Annotated in this window: 14 protein-coding genes; 5 read left to right on the top strand and 9 right to left on the bottom strand. The window is 33.8% G+C overall.

Annotated features, from left to right (window positions below):
• Positions 1 to 84: 84 nt before the first annotated feature.
• Positions 85 to 2,817: a substrate-binding domain-containing protein gene (locus RMR09_RS09005; RefSeq protein WP_310595463.1), complete on the bottom strand. Its 2,733-nt coding sequence runs from the start codon at positions 2,815 to 2,817 to the stop codon at positions 85 to 87.
• A 555-nt stretch (positions 2,818 to 3,372) separates the two neighbouring features.
• Between RMR09_RS09005 and RMR09_RS09000 the strand changes: the two genes are divergently transcribed.
• The 3 genes from RMR09_RS09000 to RMR09_RS08990 all read left to right on the top strand — a co-directional run bounded on the left by RMR09_RS09000 (position 3,373) and on the right by RMR09_RS08990 (position 7,196).
• On the top strand, positions 3,373 to 4,491 hold the full coding sequence (locus RMR09_RS09000) for a VWA domain-containing protein (protein ID WP_310595462.1): 1,119 nt from the start codon (positions 3,373 to 3,375) through the stop codon (positions 4,489 to 4,491).
• 17 nt (positions 4,492 to 4,508) lie between these two features.
• On the top strand, positions 4,509 to 5,978 hold the full coding sequence (locus RMR09_RS08995; RefSeq protein ID WP_310595461.1) for a magnesium chelatase: 1,470 nt from the start codon (positions 4,509 to 4,511) through the stop codon (positions 5,976 to 5,978).
• A 66-nt stretch (positions 5,979 to 6,044) separates the two neighbouring features.
• Positions 6,045 to 7,196: an 8-amino-7-oxononanoate synthase gene (locus RMR09_RS08990; protein ID WP_310595460.1), complete on the top strand. Its 1,152-nt coding sequence runs from the start codon at positions 6,045 to 6,047 to the stop codon at positions 7,194 to 7,196.
• A gap of 4 nt (positions 7,197 to 7,200) precedes the next feature.
• On the opposite strand, the gene RMR09_RS08985 is transcribed toward RMR09_RS08990, so the two are convergent.
• On the bottom strand, positions 7,201 to 9,111 hold the full coding sequence (locus tag RMR09_RS08985) for an ABC-F family ATP-binding cassette domain-containing protein (RefSeq protein WP_310595459.1): 1,911 nt from the start codon (positions 9,109 to 9,111) through the stop codon (positions 7,201 to 7,203).
• Between the two features lie 64 nt (positions 9,112 to 9,175).
• On the opposite strand from RMR09_RS08985, the gene RMR09_RS08980 reads away from it, so the two are divergent.
• Complete coding sequence (locus RMR09_RS08980; protein WP_310595458.1) at positions 9,176 to 9,559, top strand: DUF983 domain-containing protein; 384 nt, start codon at positions 9,176 to 9,178, stop codon at positions 9,557 to 9,559.
• Between the two features lie 4 nt (positions 9,560 to 9,563).
• On the opposite strand, the gene RMR09_RS08975 is transcribed toward RMR09_RS08980, so the two are convergent.
• The 7 genes from RMR09_RS08975 to topA form a co-directional block, all read right to left on the bottom strand.
• Positions 9,564 to 10,613 carry an FAD-dependent oxidoreductase gene (locus RMR09_RS08975; RefSeq protein WP_310595457.1) on the bottom strand — a complete coding sequence of 350 codons (1,050 nt, stop codon included), beginning with the start codon at positions 10,611 to 10,613 and terminating at the stop codon, positions 9,564 to 9,566.
• A gap of 94 nt (positions 10,614 to 10,707) precedes the next feature.
• The gene (gene gldN, locus RMR09_RS08970; RefSeq protein WP_310595478.1) at positions 10,708 to 11,595 is read right to left on the bottom strand and encodes a gliding motility protein GldN; all 888 of its coding nucleotides are present in this window, start codon (positions 11,593 to 11,595) and stop codon (positions 10,708 to 10,710) included.
• 39 nt (positions 11,596 to 11,634) lie between these two features.
• A complete protein-coding gene (gene gldM, locus RMR09_RS08965; RefSeq protein ID WP_310595456.1) occupies positions 11,635 to 13,173 on the bottom strand; it encodes a gliding motility protein GldM in 1,539 nt (512 codons plus the stop codon).
• Between the two features lie 49 nt (positions 13,174 to 13,222).
• Positions 13,223 to 13,858, bottom strand: coding sequence for a gliding motility protein GldL (gldL, locus tag RMR09_RS08960; protein ID WP_310595455.1), 636 nt, complete (start codon positions 13,856 to 13,858; stop codon positions 13,223 to 13,225).
• Between the two features lie 34 nt (positions 13,859 to 13,892).
• Positions 13,893 to 15,299, bottom strand: coding sequence for a gliding motility lipoprotein GldK (gene gldK / locus RMR09_RS08955; protein WP_310595454.1), 1,407 nt, complete (start codon positions 15,297 to 15,299; stop codon positions 13,893 to 13,895).
• Positions 15,300 to 15,409: 110 nt separating this feature from the next.
• Positions 15,410 to 16,561, bottom strand: coding sequence for a formimidoylglutamase (locus RMR09_RS08950; RefSeq protein WP_310595453.1), 1,152 nt, complete (start codon positions 16,559 to 16,561; stop codon positions 15,410 to 15,412).
• 3 nt (positions 16,562 to 16,564) lie between these two features.
• Positions 16,565 to 19,069: a type I DNA topoisomerase gene (gene topA / locus RMR09_RS08945; RefSeq protein ID WP_310595452.1), complete on the bottom strand. Its 2,505-nt coding sequence runs from the start codon at positions 19,067 to 19,069 to the stop codon at positions 16,565 to 16,567.
• 286 nt (positions 19,070 to 19,355) lie between these two features.
• Between topA and miaB the strand changes: the two genes are divergently transcribed.
• A complete protein-coding gene (gene miaB / locus RMR09_RS08940; RefSeq protein ID WP_310595451.1) occupies positions 19,356 to 20,801 on the top strand; it encodes a tRNA (N6-isopentenyl adenosine(37)-C2)-methylthiotransferase MiaB in 1,446 nt (481 codons plus the stop codon).
• Positions 20,802 to 20,871: the final 70 nt, after the last annotated feature.

Raw genomic sequence — 20,871 nt, 5'->3', positions numbered from 1 at the left:
ACTGAATTACTGATATTTAAACCAGAAATTATATCTTGAATTTAACAAAAAAAAAGTAGTTTATAAAAATGTTACCTATTGGATTTACAGAGAATTTCGAAAATCCTTTGGTGAAACTAGATATTTATTTTTAAAGGAAGTTGAAAAATAATTAGGGGATGCAAATCCACAAGAGTAAGCAATTTCAGAAATATTCAAATCAGTTTCTTTAAGCATTTGAATTGCTTTTTCTAACCTGAAATTAACTATATAATCCCCAATTCCAATATTCAGTATAGCTTTTACCTTTCGATATAATTGCACTCTTGATATATGCAAACAAGAGGCTAATTCCTCGACAGAAAAATTTGAATTATCAATATTACTATTTAAAATATCATTTATTTTATTTAAGAAATCTTTTTCATTCTTACTCACCCCTACAATATCAGAAATAACGGTATTATTTTTAGCATAATACGTTCTCATTCTTTCTCTATTAAATAATAAATTTTTAATAGATTGTTGCAAAACTTTAAAATTAAAAGGCTTATTTAAAAATAAATCAGCTCCTGATTCTAAAGACTTAATATAATTTTCATGACCATCCATAGCTGTCAAAATAATGGTAGGTATATGCGATGTTAATTCATTTGATTTTATAGCGGTACAAATTTCAAAACCGTTCTTATCTGGTAAGTTTAAATCACACAACACTATATCTGGTATTGTTTCCAATACTTTATCTATAGCATTATACCCATTTGAGCTATACACTAAATAATCTAGCTGCATTTTTGACACAAGAAATTCAAGTAGTTCTGGATTATCTTCTATAATCAAAATGGATTGTTTTTCATCAGAATTCAAATCTGAAATTTGGGAATTAGAATCTGAATCAAAATATTCATACTCTAACTTATTTATAGTTGAAGTAGTTTCTGTAATTGGAAGTAAGGCTTGAGAGAACGGATTCTCCAAGGGGAGTGTTACTTTAAATTCAGTACCATTTTGAGAAAAAACTTCTATAGTACCATGATGTAACTCGACAAATTTTTTAGATAAATTCAAACCAATTCCTGAACCGTTTTTTGTGCTATTTGAACCTTGATAATATATTTCAAAAATTCTATTTTTTTCTTCCGATGGAATTCCAATTCCATTGTCTTTAAATAAAATTGAAACTGTATTTGAAGTTTGATTTTTTTGAATTTGAATTTCGATTTTCCCATTATCAGGAGTAAACTTGAACGCGTTTGACAATAAGTTATAATATACTTTATCCATCAAATTTTGATCAATAAACACCTGTAATTCTTCGTGATTTGAACTAATGCTATACTCAATTTTTTTCTTTTTTGCTTCTCTTTTAAACTCATCAAAAATATTAACTGAAAATTGATACAAATTAATTTTACTAGGTCTAATTGAGAAGTCCTTATTTTCAATTTTTCTAAAATCAAGTAGTTGATTAATTAAACGTAACAATCTCATCGAGTTGTTATGCATCAACATCAATTCTTTTTTTAAATGTTGATTCTTATTATTAAACTCATCATTTAGCGATTCAACTGCACTTAAAATAAGGGTTAAGGGTGTTTTGAATTCATGTGAAATTCCAGTAAAAAAATTAATTTTAGCTTCATTACTTATTTTTAATTTTTTAGCATATTTCTGTATTTCATTTTTTTGAATACTAATTTTATCATTATTGATTTGAAGCATTCTATTCTTATTCCGAATAGAAATCATATTGTAAACAGTAAAAAGCACTAAGAAAACAATGATAACTATAAAGAAAGTAAGTAACTTAATTAAGTTAAAAAGTGTGAAATATTCTTTTTCTTGTTCTTTAATTACATCTTGTTGCTTTTCTATATTAAGCATTTGTTGAGAAACTTTATCAAATTGGTTACTCATTATATCAGCGTTCAGAGAATCAATTAGTGTAGTCGCTAGCTTAATGTTTTTAGGGACGATTTCCTTCTTTACGATTTGCAATGCAATTTTTATAGCTTCACTCCCACCTGTTGGATATAAAACTGTAGCTGTTAACCTTCCTTCTTTAACTGCTTGAATTCCTCCAACTGGACCATTTAATCCATCAACACCAATAAATTTAATAGAACCTATTTTGTTTTTTTTCTTAGCAACATCCCAAACCTGTAATGCAATATTATCGTTAAACGCAAATACATAATCCAAACTTGGAACGCTATCTAAAATTCTGCTAAATGATTGATTTAAAGCATCCAGACTAACAGCAGTAATACTTGTTCTTTTAATATTAGGAAAATGATTCAAGACTTCTTTAAATCCAAGACTTCTTTCAACTCCTGGTGAAATGTTAGTGGTTGCTCTAATTTCAAGTACGTTAGTTGCTTTATTTGCTCTAGATGCAATATATTTTCCAGCAATTTTTCCAACTTCCACATTGTCTGAGCCAATGAATGTAGTGTAATTAGGTGTATTTACTTTTCTATCTAAAATTATGATTGGTATTCCTTTATTAAAAGCTTTATCTATAACTGTCTTAATAGAATCATTCCCTAAAGGAGCAATAATAATAACATCCATATGACTATCAATCATATTTTCAATATCACTTATTTGTTTTTTAGAGCTACTATTAGCGTTATGAATGAAAAGGTCTATTTCAGGATGTAGAGATGCTTCCACCCTCATTGAATTATCCATTGATTTTCTCCAACTATCATCTTCTGAAATACTTTGGGAGAAACCAATTTTAATCTTAGAACTAGTATCTGAATAATTTTCACAAGAAACTAATCCAATCATTAGGATGAAAACTATTAAAAAGGATTGTTCTTTTTTCATTATTCCTAAATTTCAAATTAATTTCAAATATATCGTTTTTTAACATCTCAATAAGATTAAATCAATTTCAATTTTGATACAATTATTTCAATTATGATACAATTTGCTTTCAAAATAAAGTTTCATAAAATTAACGAGACAAAAAATATCTCAATTAAAAAAGGAACTAGGTAACTATCTAAAATATAAAACAATTACAAATTCTTAAACAAAATAAGTATTGCTATTTGAAAATAAAATTACACCAATAAAATAATAAGTTTAGAGAAATTTCATCAACTTTTAGCATAAAAAAAAGCCTCAAGAATTATCTTGAGTTTTTTTGTGGACTCAAATAAAGACGAAAATTTATCTATTTCATCAGCCAAAAATTCGATAATTTGGTCTGAATTGGGTACTAAGACAAACCTCAAAAGCAATTTTGAGGTTTTTTTATGCTTTTTATTTCTTTACAAGAATTTTCTCAAAATTCACAATATAAAAAATCTTGCTTTTAACTAAAAATTAATAGTCGTTGTATTTTATTCTACGTAATAAACTTTAATTTTAACGATTATGAAAAAGAATAGTACAAAAGGTTTTTTCTTTAAGTCCTACGAAGCTCCGTTTGAGACTCCGTTTGAAAAACTGTTTAAAATTTTTAAAGAGTTAATCACTCATACGTCTGGAGATTTTGACGAAGCTATCGATTGGTTACGCCAATTGGATGTGGAATACAAATTGACCGACTCCAACTATACTATTGATGATTTTATCGAAGATTTAAAAAAGAAAGGCTACATCAAAGAAGAAGTCGATGGAAGCGGAAACTCGGGGACAAAAATAACCGCTAAAACAGAACGCGCCATACGTCAACAAGCACTGGATCAAATTTTTGGAAACCTGAAACAATCCAAAACCGGAAGTCACAATACTAAATCTTCTGGTAAAGGCGACGAACAAACCGGAGAATTTAGAGAATACCGCTTTGGTGATGGATTGGATAACATTTCGATAACCGAAAGTTTGCGTAATGCTCAAATCAACAATGGCTTAGAGGAATTCAAACTCACCGAGAACGATTTAATTGTGGAAGAGTCCAAATTCAAAGCGCAAATGAGCACAGTTTTAATGATTGACATCAGTCACAGTATGATTTTGTATGGTGAAGACCGAATTACTCCTGCAAAGAAAGTAGCCATGGCGTTAGCCGAATTAATCACCACTCGCTACCCAAAAGACACCATTGATATTCTTGTTTTTGGCAACGATGCCTGGTCGATCAAAATTAAAGATTTGCCGTATTTGCAAGTAGGGCCTTATCATACCAATACTGTTGCAGGGTTGCAATTAGCAATGGATATGCTGCGTAGAAAACGAAATACAAACAAACAAATTTTCATGATAACTGATGGAAAACCGAGTTGTGTTAGAGAGAAAAACGGCGACTACTACATGAACAGTAATGGCTTAGATCCTTACATCACTGAACAATGTTACAATCAAGCGGCACAGGCTCGAAAATTACACATTCCCATTACCACCTTTATGATTGCGAATGATCCGTACCTTCAACAATTTGTAAATCATTTTACCGAAGCCAATCAGGGAAAAGCATTTTACACTGGTTTAAAAGGTTTGGGAGAAATGATTTTTGAAGATTTCGAGACCAATCGAAAAAAGAAAATTAATTAGATAATTGAACTCAAAATATGACAATAGATAACATCAATACCTTAGGCGAATTAAAACAATCCAACTACTGTTCTAAAAATATAAAAGACGAATTACGAGACAACCTTCGCAACAAAATTAAAGCGGGAGAAGCTGCTTTTGAAGGTGTTCACGGATTCGAAAATACGGTTATTCCTGAATTGGAACGTGCTATTTTATCGAGACATAATATCAATTTGTTAGGACTTCGTGGTCAAGCTAAAACACGCATGGCACGCAAAATGATTGAATTACTAGACGAATACATTCCAGTAGTGGCGGGTTCCGAAATTAACGACGATCCTTTGAATCCTCTTTCTCGTTTTGCCAAAGATTTAATTACCGAAAAAGGAGATGCTACTCCGATACAATGGTTGCACCGTTCTGAACGATTTTTTGAAAAATTAGCTACTCCTGATGTTACCGTTGCAGATCTTATAGGTGATATTGATCCAATAAAAGCCGCGACATTAAAACTGTCTTATGCTGATGATCGTGTGATTCATTTTGGTATGATTCCAAGAGCCAATAGATGTATTTTTGTCATCAATGAGTTACCTGATTTACAAGCGCGAATTCAGGTAGCCTTGTTCAATATTTTACAAGAAGGTGATATTCAAATACGTGGATTCAAATTACGGTTAGCTTTAGATTTACAATTTATTTTTACCGCAAATCCTGAAGATTATACTAATAGAGGTAGTATTGTTACTCCCCTTAAAGATAGAATTGGCTCTCAAATCCTAACGCATTATCCAGAAACTGTTGCCATTGCACGCACAATTACCCAACAAGAAGCGAAGTTGCTAAACCAACAATCCGAGACGATTCACGTACCATCGTTAGCAAAAGATTTGTTAGAGCAAATTAGTTTTGAGGCGAGAGAAAGTGAATTCATTGACAGTAAAAGTGGTGTTAGTGCTCGATTAAGTATTACTGCTTATGAAGTTTTATTAAGTACGGCAGAACGCAGAGCGCTACAATCTGGAACCGAAACTACCACCGTTAGATTATCCGACTTTATGGGAATTATTCCAGCCATAACGGGTAAAGTCGAATTAGTCTACGAAGGGGAACAAGAAGGAGCTGCAGCTGTTGCACAACATTTAATTGGTGATGCTATACATACTTTCTTTCCGGCATTTTTTCCAAAAATCGAAAAATTAGAACGCGATGCAGAGTCGAGTCCTTATGCCCAAGTATTGGAATGGTTTTTTGCTGAAACAGGTTTCGAATTACTGGATGATGCATCTGACGAGGTATATAAACAAACCTTAGACTCCATTCTTCCATTAAATGATTTAATTGAAAAATACCAAGCTGGTTTTCCAATAGAAGACCGCTACTTTTTAAAGGAATTTATTTTATGGGGATTGGTTGAATACGATAAACTAAACAAAGACCGTTTCGATAAAGGCTACCAAATTAAAGACTTGTATAGTAACTATATCAATAAACTAAAAAGTTAAAACATCTTTTAAAAACTTTAATATTATTTCTTAATTAGTACTTTTAGCAAAACATCTCGTTCCAATTTGAAAAATAGTTATTCTTTCCAAATCTATTCTAGTGCCAACCAACTTCCTGAAAGCTGGGACAAATTAGCCATTGCTACCATTTTCTTATCGAAAGAATATCTTGTAATTCTCGAGAAATCGGCTCCAGAAAATATGAGCTGCCATTTCATTGGGATTTTTGAAAAGGAGATTTTAGTTGGAATTGCGGTTTCTCAATTTGTAGATTTAAACCAGCTAGAATCTTTTGGAGATCGTGACAAATGCATCAAGTCTTGGATTCGCAATAGTGTATTCAAAAATTTCTGTTCCCATATTTTATTGATTGGCAACAATACCCTGACGGGTCAGAACGCTTTTATAATTTCAGAAAATGCCAATACAACTGAAGTTCTAAAAACATTAAAAAAAGCCGTTTTAGGCCTTAAAGAAATTTTCAAAAATCAAGGCAAAAAAGTTCATATGTGTGGGTTAAAAGATTTTTGCGAAGAGGAATTAAGTCACTTTAAAATCCCTGAATTCGATCCCTATTTGCGATTTTCTACGCAACCTAATATGATTTTTAACGTTCGAGACAATTGGAAAAAAGAAGACGATTATGTAGCTGCCTTATCTAAAAAATACAGAGATCAATACAAACGAGCCAGAAAAAAAGCAACAGATCTAGTTAAAAAACAATTGTCTTTGGAAGAAATCAAAGACCAAGAAGAAGTGATTTATGATTTGTATTACCATGTAGCCAAAAGTGCTCCGTTCAATACTTTTTTCTTACCTAAAAACCACTTTGCTGTTTTTAAAGAGCAATTACAAGAGAATTTCTTGTTTTATGGCTATTTCGAAAATGAAAAATTAATTGGTTTCAATACCTTGATTAAAAACGGAACAGATTTAGACACCTACTTTTTAGGCTATGACGATAGCATTCAAAGAGAAAAAATGCTCTACTTGAATATGCTGTATGATATGATTGGATATGCCATCAAGGAGCAATTCAAAAGCATTATTTTTGCTCGAACTGCCCTAGAAATAAAAAGTTCTGTGGGAGCAAAACCACTCAAAATGTATGGTTTAATGTCTCACAACAACAAACTTATCAATAGACGTCTTGATTTCTTTTTCCGTTACTTAGAGCCTGAGACCATTTGGAAAGAGCGGCATCCTTTTCAAGATTAGTTTTCTAATTTAAATTATCAATCTCTTCCTGAACAATTTCCCAGTCCAAAAGCAATTGTTCCAAGTCGGCTTTCTTTTTGTTATAGGCCGTAAAAAAAGAAGCGTCTTCAATATGTTTGTCGTAATTAGACGCTAACATTTTATCATCGTGTTGAATGTCTTTTTCTAATTGTTGAATTTGACTTTCAATTTTGCTCAATTTATTTTGAAGCGTTTTTCCTTTTTTCTGGTCCTCGTAAGATCCCTTTTTATTTTCTTTAGGCGCTTCTTTTTTAGCGATGTCTTTTTTCTCCACTTCACGCATATTTTCTAGATTGCGCTGCTCTAAGAAGAAATTAATATCTCCTAAATATTCTTTTATTTTCTGATCTTTGAATTCGTACACAATATTAGACATGCCTTGCAAGAAATCCCTATCGTGAGAAACCAATAACAGCGTTCCTCCAAATTTTTGCAAAGCGGCTTTCAATACATTCTTCGATTTGATATCCAAGTGATTTGTTGGCTCATCCATCAGCAAGACATTGATAGGTTGCAATAATAATTTACACAACGCCAAACGGTTTCTCTCGCCTCCAGAAAGCACTTTTACCTTCTTTTCTACATCATCACCACGAAATAAGAAAGAACCCAGCATATCGCGTACTTTGGAACGATTCGTGTCCATGGCAGCATCTTCCATGGTTTGCAACAAGGTAATTTCACCATCCAAATACTCCGCTTGATTTTGTGCAAAATAACCCAACTGCACATTATGGCCTAATTTAATCGTGCCTTCGTATTCGAATTCGTTGACAATGGCTTTAATAAAAGTCGATTTTCCTTGTCCATTTTGACCTACAAAAGCAATTTTACTTCCGCGTTCCACTAATAAATTAATGTCTTTTAAAATGGTTTTATCCCCGTAGCTTTTGGTCACATTTTCAGCCTCCACTACTACTCTACCTGGTTCTTTTGAAACAGGAAAAGAAATATTCATGACTGAATTATCATCTTCGTCCACCTCAATACGTTCGACTTTATCTAATTTTTTGATTAACGATTGTGCCATCGAAGCTTTCGAAGCTTTTGCACGAAACTTCTCAATCAACTTTTCCGTTTCTTCAATTTTTTTAGCTTGATTTTTTTGAGTAGCCAATTGCTTTTCGCGAATTTCATGACGCAATTCTAAATATTGCGAATACGGTTTGTTGAAATCGTAGGCTTTTCCAAGTGAAATTTCGATAGTTCTATTGGTTACATTATCCAAGAACATTTTATCGTGCGAAACAATCACTACAACCCCAGGAAAATTGCGCAAAAATCCTTCTAACCAAATGATACTTTCTATATCCAAGTGATTCGTTGGCTCATCCAGTAGTAAAATATCATTGGATTGCAATAATAATTTAGCCAACTCAATACGCATTCTCCAACCTCCTGAGAAAGTCTCCGTTTGATTATTGAAAACCTCTCTTTTAAAACCCAATCCCAACAGAATTTTTTCGGTGTCGCCTACATAATTGTAGCCGCCTAACAATTCAAAACGGTGAGTATAATCAGATAAATCTTCGATAATTTGGGAGTATTCTTCACTTTCATAATCAGTTCGAGTGACCAATTGATGATTGATTTCTTCTAGCTTTTTTTCGACAATTTTAATCTCGGTAAACGCTTCATACGCTTCTTCCAAAACCGTTCTCCCTTGTTCAAAATCGATATCTTGACGAAGAAAACCCATTCGAATTTCTTTCTCTTGGGCGATACTTCCTGAATCTGGAGCAAAATCGCGCGCTAAGATTTTTAGCATGGTCGATTTTCCAGCACCATTTTTACCTACAAGACCTACTCGGTCTCCGGCACCAAGGCGAAAAGTAACTTCTTCAAATAAATAAGAACCTCCGAATGAAACGGATAAATTGTGTATATTAAGCATAGTTTGTGACTAATGTTACATTGGTACTTTTAAAAAAATGTACCTTTGTTAAAAATTTTTGCAAATGTTAAAAAAAGGATCCAAACTAAATAGTATTTTAACAGGAAGTTGTCCTAAATGTCAAAATGAAAGCATGTATGTGGATAAAAATCCGCTACATCTTGGAAAAGTCCTTAAAATGAATGAAAACTGCAGTCATTGTGGTTTGAAATATCAAATAGAACCTTCGTTCTTTTATGGAGCTATGTATGTGAGTTATGGTTTGAATGTAGCGGTAGGCATTGCTGCATTTATTATCTCACACGTATTTATAGGACTTAATTTAGTCCATTCTTTTATTGCTATCATTGGGACTCTTGTGGTTACATTCCCATTTGTCTTACGTTGGGCCAGAAATATCTACATCAATATGTTTATTTCGTATGACCAGAATGCTTCTAAGGAGTAATACCTTATTTCTTTTTATTGACAAATCGCTGAATATCAATTTCTTTATTCAAAGGAATTTGGTTTTCAATAGCATTATATAAGGCTTTTGCCATGGCTGGCCCGAGCATTACCCCTCGGGTTCCTAGGCCGTTCAAAACATGTATTCTATCATGGACTGCATGAGTACCTACTAAAGGTCTTCGATCTCGAACAGTTGGACGAACTCCTGCAAAATGAGAAACGATTTCAAAATCACACCTAATAATTTCTTGAATTCGTTCTACTAACTCGTTTTTTCCCTCGTCTGTAGGTAAATCGGTTTTGTCTTTCCAATTGTAAGTCGCTCCTACTTTAAACAAATCATTGCCTAAAGGCAAAATAAAGACGCTGGTGTTGACAATTACATCCAAATCTAAATCAGGTGCCTTAATAATAAACAACTCGCCTTTGGTCCCATCTAATGGCAATTGATTGAAATACGGATTAGCATGCAATCCAAAACCTTCTGCAAAAATGATATGTTGGGCTTGAATGTCTTTATAACGAACCGCATCTTCTTCAAAAATAATGGCAGTATAATCAAATGATTCTTGGCGAAACCAATTATTAGCCGTTAAATAATTTCGATACGATTCCAATAATGAAGCCGTATCTACATAACCAGTATGCAGTACCTCTCCATATCCAAAAGGCGCAGTAATTCCCTGGTATTCTTTACAATGCAATTGAGTAGATAGAAAAGGTGACAAAGCGGGTTTGTCAGAAGCGGCAAACCAATTATTTTGTTCTTCTATCGAAAAAAACTTTCTTACAATAGGCATTTTAAAATCAAACTGCTGACTGATTTTAGGCTTTAATTGCGCATAAAAGGCATTCATAGTAACTAGCTGAGATTGAGCTTCCCAAACTTCGCTAAAACGCTTTAAAATGACAGGATTATACAACCCACCAGCTATTTTAGAGGAGTTTTGCGAATCGTTATCAATAACTACAATACTTTTGTTATGCTGCAAGGCTTCTTCGGCAAAAGAAATACCTGCCAAACCACAACCCACAATTAAATAATCAATCATAACTCAATTTTGAATAGTACAAAGTAACTACATAAAAAGAAAAAACTCCTACCTTTCAGTAAGAGTTTTTTGCTATTTTAAGGAATCAAATGAATTAATAATTCCACATATCTTGTTCGAAACTACGAATCTTATCTTTCACTCGATCGGATTCTAACAACTGATTCTGTGCGTTATCCTTCATGTAATCTTTTATGTCTCTATCTCCGTACACGTTTTCCTCTTTGTAAATCACACTATTGAAACGGCGTGAATTTAAAATTTGATCAAAGGAAATTGGCATTGAAGAATTTTTCTCGTTAAATGCTTTAGCACTATATAAAGTCTCTCTAGCGTCTGGGAAAAATACCCAGAACAACTCAATAAAATCAGGGTCTTCACTATTCATAGTATAAACGTCTGGAGTTACTGGACAAATACCTAATAAACGGTATTTCAATTCGCTTTGACGTTTGTCAAAATACCACAATCCTTTGATTTTATATTGTGTAACATCTTGTGAAGTCAGGTCTTGTTGTACAATATACTCTGGAGAAATTTTTGAACCTGCATTCAATTGTTCTCTACCTGCATCTGTTGTGTCTATTCGAGACAAAGACGCTTTGATATCTTTAAATGATTTTTTAGTATTGAAATAACTATCCGTATACACTTCAGTGATTTTACCTTTTTTAATCCCTTTAATCAATACATCATACAAGGAACGTCTTTCTGGACCAACATTAGCGGTATCAATTGGAAAGTACAATGGAAAGTTAATTTTCTCTCCTAAATCGATAATTTCCCAAGTCGTTCTACTCATCAAGATATCTCTGTCATGAACATAGCCATAAGCTAGGGGTTTGTCATTATCAGAATTCAATTGAGCAGCTGATTTAATCCCAATTTGACTAGGCTTTTTTGCATTAAGCAAATTGGACTGTCCAAAAGAGGCTACACAACTGATTGAAAAAATTGCGATTAAAAAACTTCTAACGTTCATCATGTTTTGAATATATTGAGTAGTTTATATTTCTACTTATTATTGTATTTCATAAATTACTGGAGCCGTTCTTGGCAACATATAACTTCCAGCACCTACTAATTTTGTTTTGATTTCAGAAATAGTAACTTGATCACCTCTTCCTGCTTTAGCCAAAACCGCTTTACATTGAGCATTCAATTTATTTCCTGGAACTACTACAGTAGGCTGACCTGTTACTTTAAAGTTGAATCCAACTACATCTAGACCCACCTCGAAATCAAAGTCAACTAACTTAGCTCCAACAGTAGAAATCTCTAAACTAGTTTTAGGTCCTTTTACCACTCCCATTTCTCCTCTAATAGTTCCTACAGGGCCAGGAATACCTTTTATTCTAAAAGTCTTTTTATCTGAAACCTTAGATCCATCAGGTAAAGTTCCTGTAACATTAATTACAGCTTCATTACCAGCACCTGGGTTCATCACATATTTTCCTCCACCTACAGATTTTAAGCCTGGACCACTTGCTGAGACTTTATCTGCCGAAACTCCTGCAAATGAAATCGACATTGGGTTAGATACTCCTCTGTACACTACATTCATTTTATCTGCTGAAATCGTAGCTGAGTTAGGACGCGGTACTACCACATATTTACCTTCAAAAGCCAATGGAATCGTTTCTCCATCTTGAACGAATGTAAATTTACCATTGATTTTTTGTTCTCCAACACCACCTGCAGTCAATGAGATAATAGCTTGACCATTTTCTAATTTACCAGGACCTTGGAATGAAGTAGGTTTAGTATTCGCATCATATTTACCTAATACTACTTTACCTGTTACTTTTTCACCTTGGTAATAGGCATTTTTATCCAACACTACCAAAGCAGTAAAGTTTTTCATAGAAGAAGCTTCAACTGCCGCTTTTCCTAATAAAATACTGTAAATATCTGCTTCTGCTTTCTTTACATCATTTTGAAATGAAGTAATTTTAGTTAAAGAAGCAATAGCTGGAAATCCTTTGAAATGATAATCCAAGTATTTTTTAGTAACTCCTTCATGGTCTTTTACATCTGCTGTATTGAATTTTGATTCAATTTCAGCTATAACACCTTTTAATTTAGTATTATTCCCAACAGCGGCTTTCATATCAGCCACATATTTTGAAAATTGAGTTACTATTTCATCTCCTTTTTTAGAATATCCATCCCCCTCAAACCAACCTTCGTCAATTGCATGACCTTTGTCCATAGCTTCGTATGGTAATTTACCGGTTTCAGGATCTACTTCTACACCTTCAGTTGCATCTTTTTTCAAAGTCCCTAAAAATGTATAAAATTCTTTAGAAATGCTAGCTACTTTTTTAGCCTCAGCTGCTGCTTGAACAAAGTGTGCATCTTCACCGGCTTTCTTATCTAAAGCCTGCAACATACTAGCATTCATTGATTCTGCACTTGTATTTGCAGCATCAAATTTTTCATTCATTAATCCAAAAGCAGATAATACTTCTTTGGACATATTTAAAGCCAACATTGCGATGAAAACCAGATACATCAGGTTGACCATCTTCTGTCTAGGGGTTAATTTTCCTCCTGCCATTTTATTTTAAATAATTAGTTAGTAAAGTAATTTAGTTTAAAACTAATTATTATCCTTTGTTACTCATTGCAGAAAGCATTCCTCCATACACAGCGTTCAATGAAGCAATATTAGCCGTCATTGATTGCATTTGTTGTTTTAACATCGCTGCATTTTCAGCAATATCTTTGTTAGCTTCAGCATTTACAGATGCACTTTCCAATTGTAATTTATACAAACTATTCAACGACTCCATTTGAGCAGCTGCTTTAGTCAATTCTTCACTGTATTTTTTAGTTGATGCTAATGAATCAACAGTTGGAGCAATTCCTTTTGCTGCTGATTCGAAATTTTTAATACTATTTCCTAAGCTAGCCATTAACTCTCCGTCAATTTTAGCTTCTTTCAACATAGCATCTAATTTTTGAGAAAGTAATCCATCTGCATCAGCAACATCTTCTTTCTTTTTCACTTTTGGTTTTGCCTCACCACCAGCTAATTCTGGATAAACCAACGTCCAATCCAATTCATCATCTACTTTGTCAAATGCTGATAATGCGAAAATAAACGCCTCTGTTAAAAGCCCAATAATTAATAATTGACTTGCTCCAGTCCAGTGTTGGATTTTAAACAATGCCCCTACAATTACTACTGCCGCTCCCATACCGTAAGCGAAATTCATTACTTTTTTGTTGATTAATGCCATGCTATTTATTCTTTAAGTGATATTTATTAATTTATTATTTTTTTGCTTTTTTAGTTGAAATTTTCTGAGTTCCCATATAATCCTGAACTGTTCTAAAACCAATGTAACTTCTTGCAGAATCTGCATACTCATGGTCTCTAGTTGAAACTTGTAACATATAGGCTACATCTTTCCAAGAACCTCCACGAACTACTTTTCTTTTATTCTTGTAATCGATAATATTTGGACTCATCGTAGAAACATATTCATATGACCCTGGATCATAAGCCGTAGCAGTCCACTCGGCTACATTACCAGCCATATTGTATAAATTGTATCCATTTGGATCAAACGATTTTGCTTCTACAGTATACAATGCATTATCTGCAGCATAATCTCCTCTATTCGGTTTGAAGTTGGCTAAGAAACAACCTCTGTCATTTTTAGTATAAGGACCTCCCCAAGGATAGGTTGCTGATTGCAAACCACCTCTAGCAGCATATTCCCATTCTGCTTCTGATGGCAGTCTGAATTTATTGACTAAATCTCTTCCTTTTTTCTTCGATTTTATATATGAATTTTTATACAACGTTCTCCATTCGCAAAAAGCAACCGCCTGAGTTTGCTTTACCCCAACCACAGGATATTCCCCATAAGCTTTGTGCCAAAAATAATCATTGTGCATTGGCTCGTTATACGAGTATGAAAAATCTTTAATCCAAACTGTAGTGTCAGGATATACTTTAATTTGTTCCGTTCTGATAAAATCTTGTCTTTTTCCTCCTTTAGATTTAGCAGCAGCTTGAATATCCATCCATGAATAACGGAATTTCAATTTGTTTACATCTATGGTTCTCAAACCATTATAAGAGGCTTCTAAAGGCAAGTACATAGAATCCATTACCTCAGTATAATATTCGTCTGGGTATTGTTTTGTGTTCTTAATTAGCTTTACTTTTTTGTTTACTTTTCTACCTGCATATTGATTATCACCAGTTCCTACACTATAATAATTATCATACATGTATTTTTCGTAAGCGGTCATTTTTTCAGGATCGGTATCATTGAATGCAAAGTCACCAATACTTCCTGAATTTTTACCTTTTCCTTTTCCATCTCCTGCTTTTTGACCGTTATCATCGGCCAAAATCGCTAGACGCATACGCATTGTTGAATCTTTTACCCATTCTACAAACTGACGGTATTCGCTATTCGTTATCTCTGTTTCATCCATATAAAAAGAAGGAACAGTTACTGTTTTTGTAGGCGCATCTTCCACACCGGCCAAGTCTTGATCCGACTTACCCATAATGAACGAACCCCCCGGAACTAAAGACATTCCGAACGGTTTTTCAGGATGCCATTTGGCTCCTTTTACCCCAACCAATTCTCCCTTATCTCCAGATTTTCCGCAACTAATTAATAGTGTCAAAATTGCTGTAAATGCAATGAACTTCTTCATATAATTTTGAGTTATATTTTCTTTATTTTTCAATGTGTAAACCTATTTATTATTTTCTTAAAAAGCAATTTTTTTATTATGAAAGCTTTTCGCTACAAAAATAATGCTTTTTATATACTATTTTTTCGTTGTGCCTTCCACCATCTTTCTGGTAATTCTTGATCACATGCTGCTAAATATTCTTCATACGAACAGGGTAATAACGTGTTTCTTTTTAATTTATTATTACCATTCGTTACAAAAGGAATTTCTATCCACCAACGGTCTGTTTTATCACTCTTATAAAAAATTAGTTCTTCGTCTTCTGAAGGCACAATGTATTTTAAATAATTTTCTCTACTTCCAAAAGGATATTCATTAGAACGGTAATGAAACCCTTCTATAAAATACCAAATGATTTGGGCAATCAAAACAGATTCTTGCTTAGTATCGTTATGATTAAAAACCCCAAACGAAGTTACTTTATCACTAATCCCTGCATATCTAGCCAATGCACATATTTCTTTTCCATTAAACCCATTCGGAATAAACTCGGCAAAATTTCCAGAATCAGATGATTTTACCGAATTCATATCAATACTCACTAAATCGGCATCCCTAAAGACTGGTTCCGCAATAGCAATCGTATTAGAAACTTCTCCCAAGCGATAGGCATCAAAAAACAATTTTTCTACCAAATCGATTTCTTCTTGCGAATTGTAATAGGTTTGGTAACCAATATTGCAGTAGTTAAATAGATTATTCGGTTCTTCAATAACAATTTTAGTCAAATAAGACGAAGCTGAAATGACATCGCTTTCTTTACCAAAATCAAATCGACTGTCTATAGCTACTAAATTGACCATTTGTTCCAAATCGTCATAGCCTCTATAAAGTGCGTAGGTCAAATCTTGAGAACCCCCAATTACAACAGGAATAATTTTGTTTTTAATTAAATAAGAAGCTACTTTTTTCAAGGCAAAATAGGTGTCTTCTTTTGAGTTACCTGCCATTATATCTCCAAAATCAGCTATAGATGCATCCCAGTTCCCCGGGAACAAACCATACAATTCTTTACGAATAGCCAATAAATCAATTTCAGGATTGCCTTTTGTATTTCCTCTATTTTCTAACACCCCTATAATTCCTATAGTTACCTTGCTTACTTCTGGAAATTCTTCTGAAGTATGCAAAACCACCTTGCTCCCCAGTTGTTGAGAAGACAATACTTCAATATACTCTAGGATTTCAGTGTTTAAAGGTGATAGAAAATCAAATTCCATTTTTTATTTCTTTTTGGCGGTAGTTTTTTTAGCTGTACCCGCTTTCTTTGCAGGCGCCTTTTTAGCTGGTGCTTTTTTGGCAATCATTTCTTGAACAGCTTCCAATGTCAATTGACTTGCATCAACATCTTTACTTAGTTCAATTTTGATTTTACCTTTAGTAATTACTGAGCGTCCCCAACGGGCTTTCTCGACTACAATTCCTTCTTCTGCCCAGTTATGAATTACCTTATCAATATTTTTTTGCAATTTATCTTCAATCAATTCTTCTATATCTGCTTGAGATAAGTTATCAAAATTGTACTTCTTACTTACATTAATAAAAAGACCATCCCATTTGATAAACGCTCCAAAACGACCCACTCCTTTTTGCACACCTAAACCTTTATAAGTTGCAATTGGCGCATCAGCTTGTGCTTTTTCATCAATTAGTTCTTGAGCTCTTTCCATAGAAACATCTAAAGGATCTTCGCCTTTTGGCAAAGAAATAAAAGCCGATCCGTGACGTACATAAGGGCCGTAACGACCATTACTTACCTCTACTTCTTCTCCTTTGTACAAACCTAAATTTTTAGGTAATAAAAACAAATTCAAGGCATCTTCCAAAGTAATGTTTCCAATATTTTGATCGATTTTTAAACTGGCAAATTTCTTATCTTCATCTTCGGCGTCACCAATTTGAGCCATTGGACCAAATTTACCTAAACGAACTGAAACTGGTTTTCCTGAAACCGGATCTGTTCCAAGAATTCGTTCTCCACTTTCTCTATCTGCATTGGCTTCTACATCTTTCACATTCGGGTGAAACTTATCATAGAACTCTTGCATCATCTTAGCCCATTCAATATTTCCTTCGGCAATTTCGTCAAAATCTTGTTCTACTTTGGCAGTAAAATTATAATCCAAAATAGCATCAAAATTTTTCACTAAGAAGTCGGTAACAATAGTCCCAATATCGGTAGGAACTAACTTCCCTTTATCAGAACCTGTATTTTCTTTTAAAACTTTCTCACCCACTTTACCTGATTGCAAAGTCAACTGCGTATATTTTCTTTCTTGACCTTCTAAATTTCCTTTTTCAACATAATTTCTATTGATAATGGTAGAAATGGTTGGCGCATAAGTCGAAGGACGTCCAATTCCCAATTCCTCTAATTTTTTTACCAAAGAAGCTTCGGTGTATCTCGCGGCAGGTCTAGAATATCTTTCAGTAGCCGTGATGTAATTATTCTGTAAAGACTCATTTACTTTCAGCGCAGGCAACATCCCCTCTTGTTCTTCTTCGTCATCATCATTTCCTTCCAAATACACTTTCAAGAAACCTTCAAAAAGCAATACTTCTCCCGAAGCCGTAAAAACTTCACTATGGTTATTCGCTTCGATTTTAACGTTGGTACGTTCTAATTCAGCATCACTCATTTGCGAAGCCAAAGTTCGTTTCCAAATCAAATCGTACAAACGCGCTTGATCTCTGTCAATATTTACCGTATGGCGTGACATATCTGTAGGACGAATGGCTTCGTGCGCTTCTTGAGCACCTTTACTTTTATTAGCAAATGTTCGTGGTTTTGAAAACTCTTTCCCGTACGATTTGATAATTTCAGCCTGAGCCGCATCCATCGCTTCTTTAGACAAATTAACACTGTCCGTTCTCATATAAGTAATCAATCCCGCCTCATACAAACGTTGCGCTAATTGCATGGTAATCCCAACAGGCAAATACAATTTACGAGCTGCCTCTTGTTGTAAGGTAGAAGTTGTAAAAGGTCCAGTTGGTGATTTTTTAGTAGGTTTGGTTTCTAACTCTCCTACTTTATAAGTTGAGCCTACATTCTTATTTAAGAAATCTTCGGCTTCTTTTTTGGTATTGAAATTTTTAGGCAATTTCGCTTTTACGATTTTACCCGCTTCATTAGTAAATTCAGCTGTAACCGAGTAGCTAGCGACTGGCTTGAAATTTTGTATTTCGCGTTCGCGCTCTACAATCAAACGAACAGAAACCGATTGTACACGACCTGCTGAAAGTCCGCCTTTGACTTTTCTCCACAAAACAGGAGATAATTCATACCCTACCAATCGGTCTAAAACACGACGAGCTTGTTGGGCATTCACTAAATTGTAATCAATTTCACGAGGATTATCAATTGCTTTAAGAATAGCTGACTTCGTGATTTCATGAAAAACGATACGTTTTGTTTTCTTTTTATCTAATTTTAATTCTTCGGATAAGTGCCAAGAAATAGCTTCTCCCTCACGGTCCTCATCGGAAGCTAACCAAACCATTTCGGCATTTTTTGACAAAGTTTTCAGTTTGCTAACCAATGCTTTTTTATCGGCAGAAACTTCGTATTTAGGTTTGAAACCATTTTCAACATCTACTCCAATTTCTTTAGAAGGTAAGTCGGCAATATGCCCATAACTTGATTCAACTTGAAAGTCACTTCCTAAAAATTTTTCGATTGTCTTAGCCTTTGCAGGTGATTCCACTATAACTAAATTCTTTGCCATATCCCGTTTGTTTGTGTCCGCAAAAGTATGGGATTTTTTTAAATTTTAAGATTTTTAAATTTTAAAAGTAAATTTTATCGATGAAAAACGCTTTTAACCGATTCCAAATACTAATAATTTCAAAAAAAATAGTTAACCCGAAGTTAGGTCTTTTATAAACTGTATATTTAGAATAAATAGGTTTTGTCTTATTTTTTAAAAGCAACATAAAATACTGTTAAAAGTTCAACTGACATCTTGTCATATTTATTCAAATTGACGTATCTTTGTACTTTGAAAAAATGAAATGGAAAAAGTAATTGAAGAAAGCAAACAAGGTGAAAGTCTTGTTTTAGAACATAAAAAAGAAAACACAAAAAAACTCTTTATAGAGAGTTATGGCTGTGCTATGAATTTTTCGGATAGCGAGATTGTAGCTTCAATTCTATCTGAAAATGGTTTTAACACCACGCAAACCTTAGAAGAAGCCGATTTGGTTTTGGTTAATACTTGCTCTATTCGTGACAAAGCAGAACAAACTATTCGCAAACGTTTGGAGAAATACAATGCTGTAAAACGTATCAATCCTAAAATGAAAGTGGGTGTTTTAGGCTGTATGGCTGAACGTTTGAAAAGTCAATTTTTAGAGGAAGAAAAAATAGTAGACCTAGTTGTAGGCCCTGATGCTTATAAAGATTTACCTAATCTTCTTGCTGAAGTTGAAGAAGGACGTGATGCCATCAATGTGATACTGTCCAAAGAAGAAACCTACGGCGATATTGCTCCTGTTCGATTAATGAGCAACGGTATAACCGCATTAGTTTCTATCACTCGTGGTTGCGATAATATGTGTACGTTTTGCGTAGTGCCTTTCACACGAGGTCGTGAACGCAGTCGTGAACCTCAAAGCATAATGAAAGAAATTCAGGATTTGTGGAACAGCGGTTTTAAAGAAATTACCTTATTAGGGCAAAACGTGGATAGTTATTTATGGTATGGTGGCGGATTGAAAAAAGATTTTGAAAACGCTAGCAAAATGCAAAAAGCTACAGCCATTGGTTTTGACCAATTATTAGAATCTGTGGCAATTACTTTCCCTAAAATGCGCATTCGATTTTCGACATCTAATCCGCAAGATATGCACGAAGAAGTATTGCACGTAATTGCGAAATATCCAAATATCTGCAAACACATTCACTTACCCGTTCAATCAGGAAGTAATCGCATTTTAAAAGAAATGAACCGTTTGCACACGCGTGAAGAATATATGACCTTGATTGACAAAATCAGAACCATTATTCCTAACTGCTCTATTTCACAAGATATGATTGCCGGTTTTCCAACAGAAACAGAAGCCGACCATCAAGATACCTTAAGTTTAATGGACTATGTAAAATACAATTTTGGCTATATGTATTCGTATTCTGAACGCCCTGGCACTTTGGCTGGACGCAAAATGGAAGACGATGTTACCGAAGAAACAAAAGCAAGACGATTACAAGAAATTGTAGACTTACAACAAAAACACGCTTGGTTTCGTTCAGAGGAATTCATTGGGCAAACTGTAGAGGTTTTGGTTGAAAAAGTATCAAAAAAATCAAAAGATGAATTCTCCGGTAGAAATTCACAAAGTATAACCGTAGTTTTTCCAAAAGAAAACTACAAGATTGGTGATTTTGTTAATGTGAAGATTACGTCTTGTACTAGTGGAACTCTTAAAGGTGAAGCTGTTGGTCTAAGTGAAATGAATTGATTAAAAAGAAATAAAGAATAGTTTAAAATAAATCAGATCCCGAAACTTCGGGAAGCGGTTAATAAATCGA

Source organism: Flavobacterium sp. (assembly GCF_031537875.1).
Taxonomy (GTDB): Bacteria; Bacteroidota; Bacteroidia; order Flavobacteriales; family Flavobacteriaceae; genus Flavobacterium.
Note: the sequence above shows the minus strand (reverse complement) of the source record. Positions and strands in the feature narration are given on the sequence as shown.

Coding starts and splice junctions, on each gene's coding strand:
- RMR09_RS09005 (WP_310595463.1), bottom strand. CDS start 2,817: ATGAAAAAAGAACAATCCTTTTTAATAGTTTTCATCCTAATGATTGGA.
- RMR09_RS09000 (WP_310595462.1), top strand. CDS start 3,373: ATGAAAAAGAATAGTACAAAAGGTTTTTTCTTTAAGTCCTACGAAGCT.
- RMR09_RS08995 (WP_310595461.1), top strand. CDS start 4,509: ATGACAATAGATAACATCAATACCTTAGGCGAATTAAAACAATCCAAC.
- RMR09_RS08985 (WP_310595459.1), bottom strand. CDS start 9,111: ATGCTTAATATACACAATTTATCCGTTTCATTCGGAGGTTCTTATTTA.
- RMR09_RS08980 (WP_310595458.1), top strand. CDS start 9,176: ATGTTAAAAAAAGGATCCAAACTAAATAGTATTTTAACAGGAAGTTGT.
- RMR09_RS08975 (WP_310595457.1), bottom strand. CDS start 10,613: ATGATTGATTATTTAATTGTGGGTTGTGGTTTGGCAGGTATTTCTTTT.
- gldN (WP_310595478.1), bottom strand. CDS start 11,595: ATGAACGTTAGAAGTTTTTTAATCGCAATTTTTTCAATCAGTTGTGTA.
- gldM (WP_310595456.1), bottom strand. CDS start 13,173: ATGGCAGGAGGAAAATTAACCCCTAGACAGAAGATGGTCAACCTGATG.
- gldL (WP_310595455.1), bottom strand. CDS start 13,858: ATGGCATTAATCAACAAAAAAGTAATGAATTTCGCTTACGGTATGGGA.
- gldK (WP_310595454.1), bottom strand. CDS start 15,299: ATGAAGAAGTTCATTGCATTTACAGCAATTTTGACACTATTAATTAGT.
- RMR09_RS08950 (WP_310595453.1), bottom strand. CDS start 16,561: ATGGAATTTGATTTTCTATCACCTTTAAACACTGAAATCCTAGAGTAT.
- topA (WP_310595452.1), bottom strand. CDS start 19,069: ATGGCAAAGAATTTAGTTATAGTGGAATCACCTGCAAAGGCTAAGACA.
- miaB (WP_310595451.1), top strand. CDS start 19,356: ATGGAAAAAGTAATTGAAGAAAGCAAACAAGGTGAAAGTCTTGTTTTA.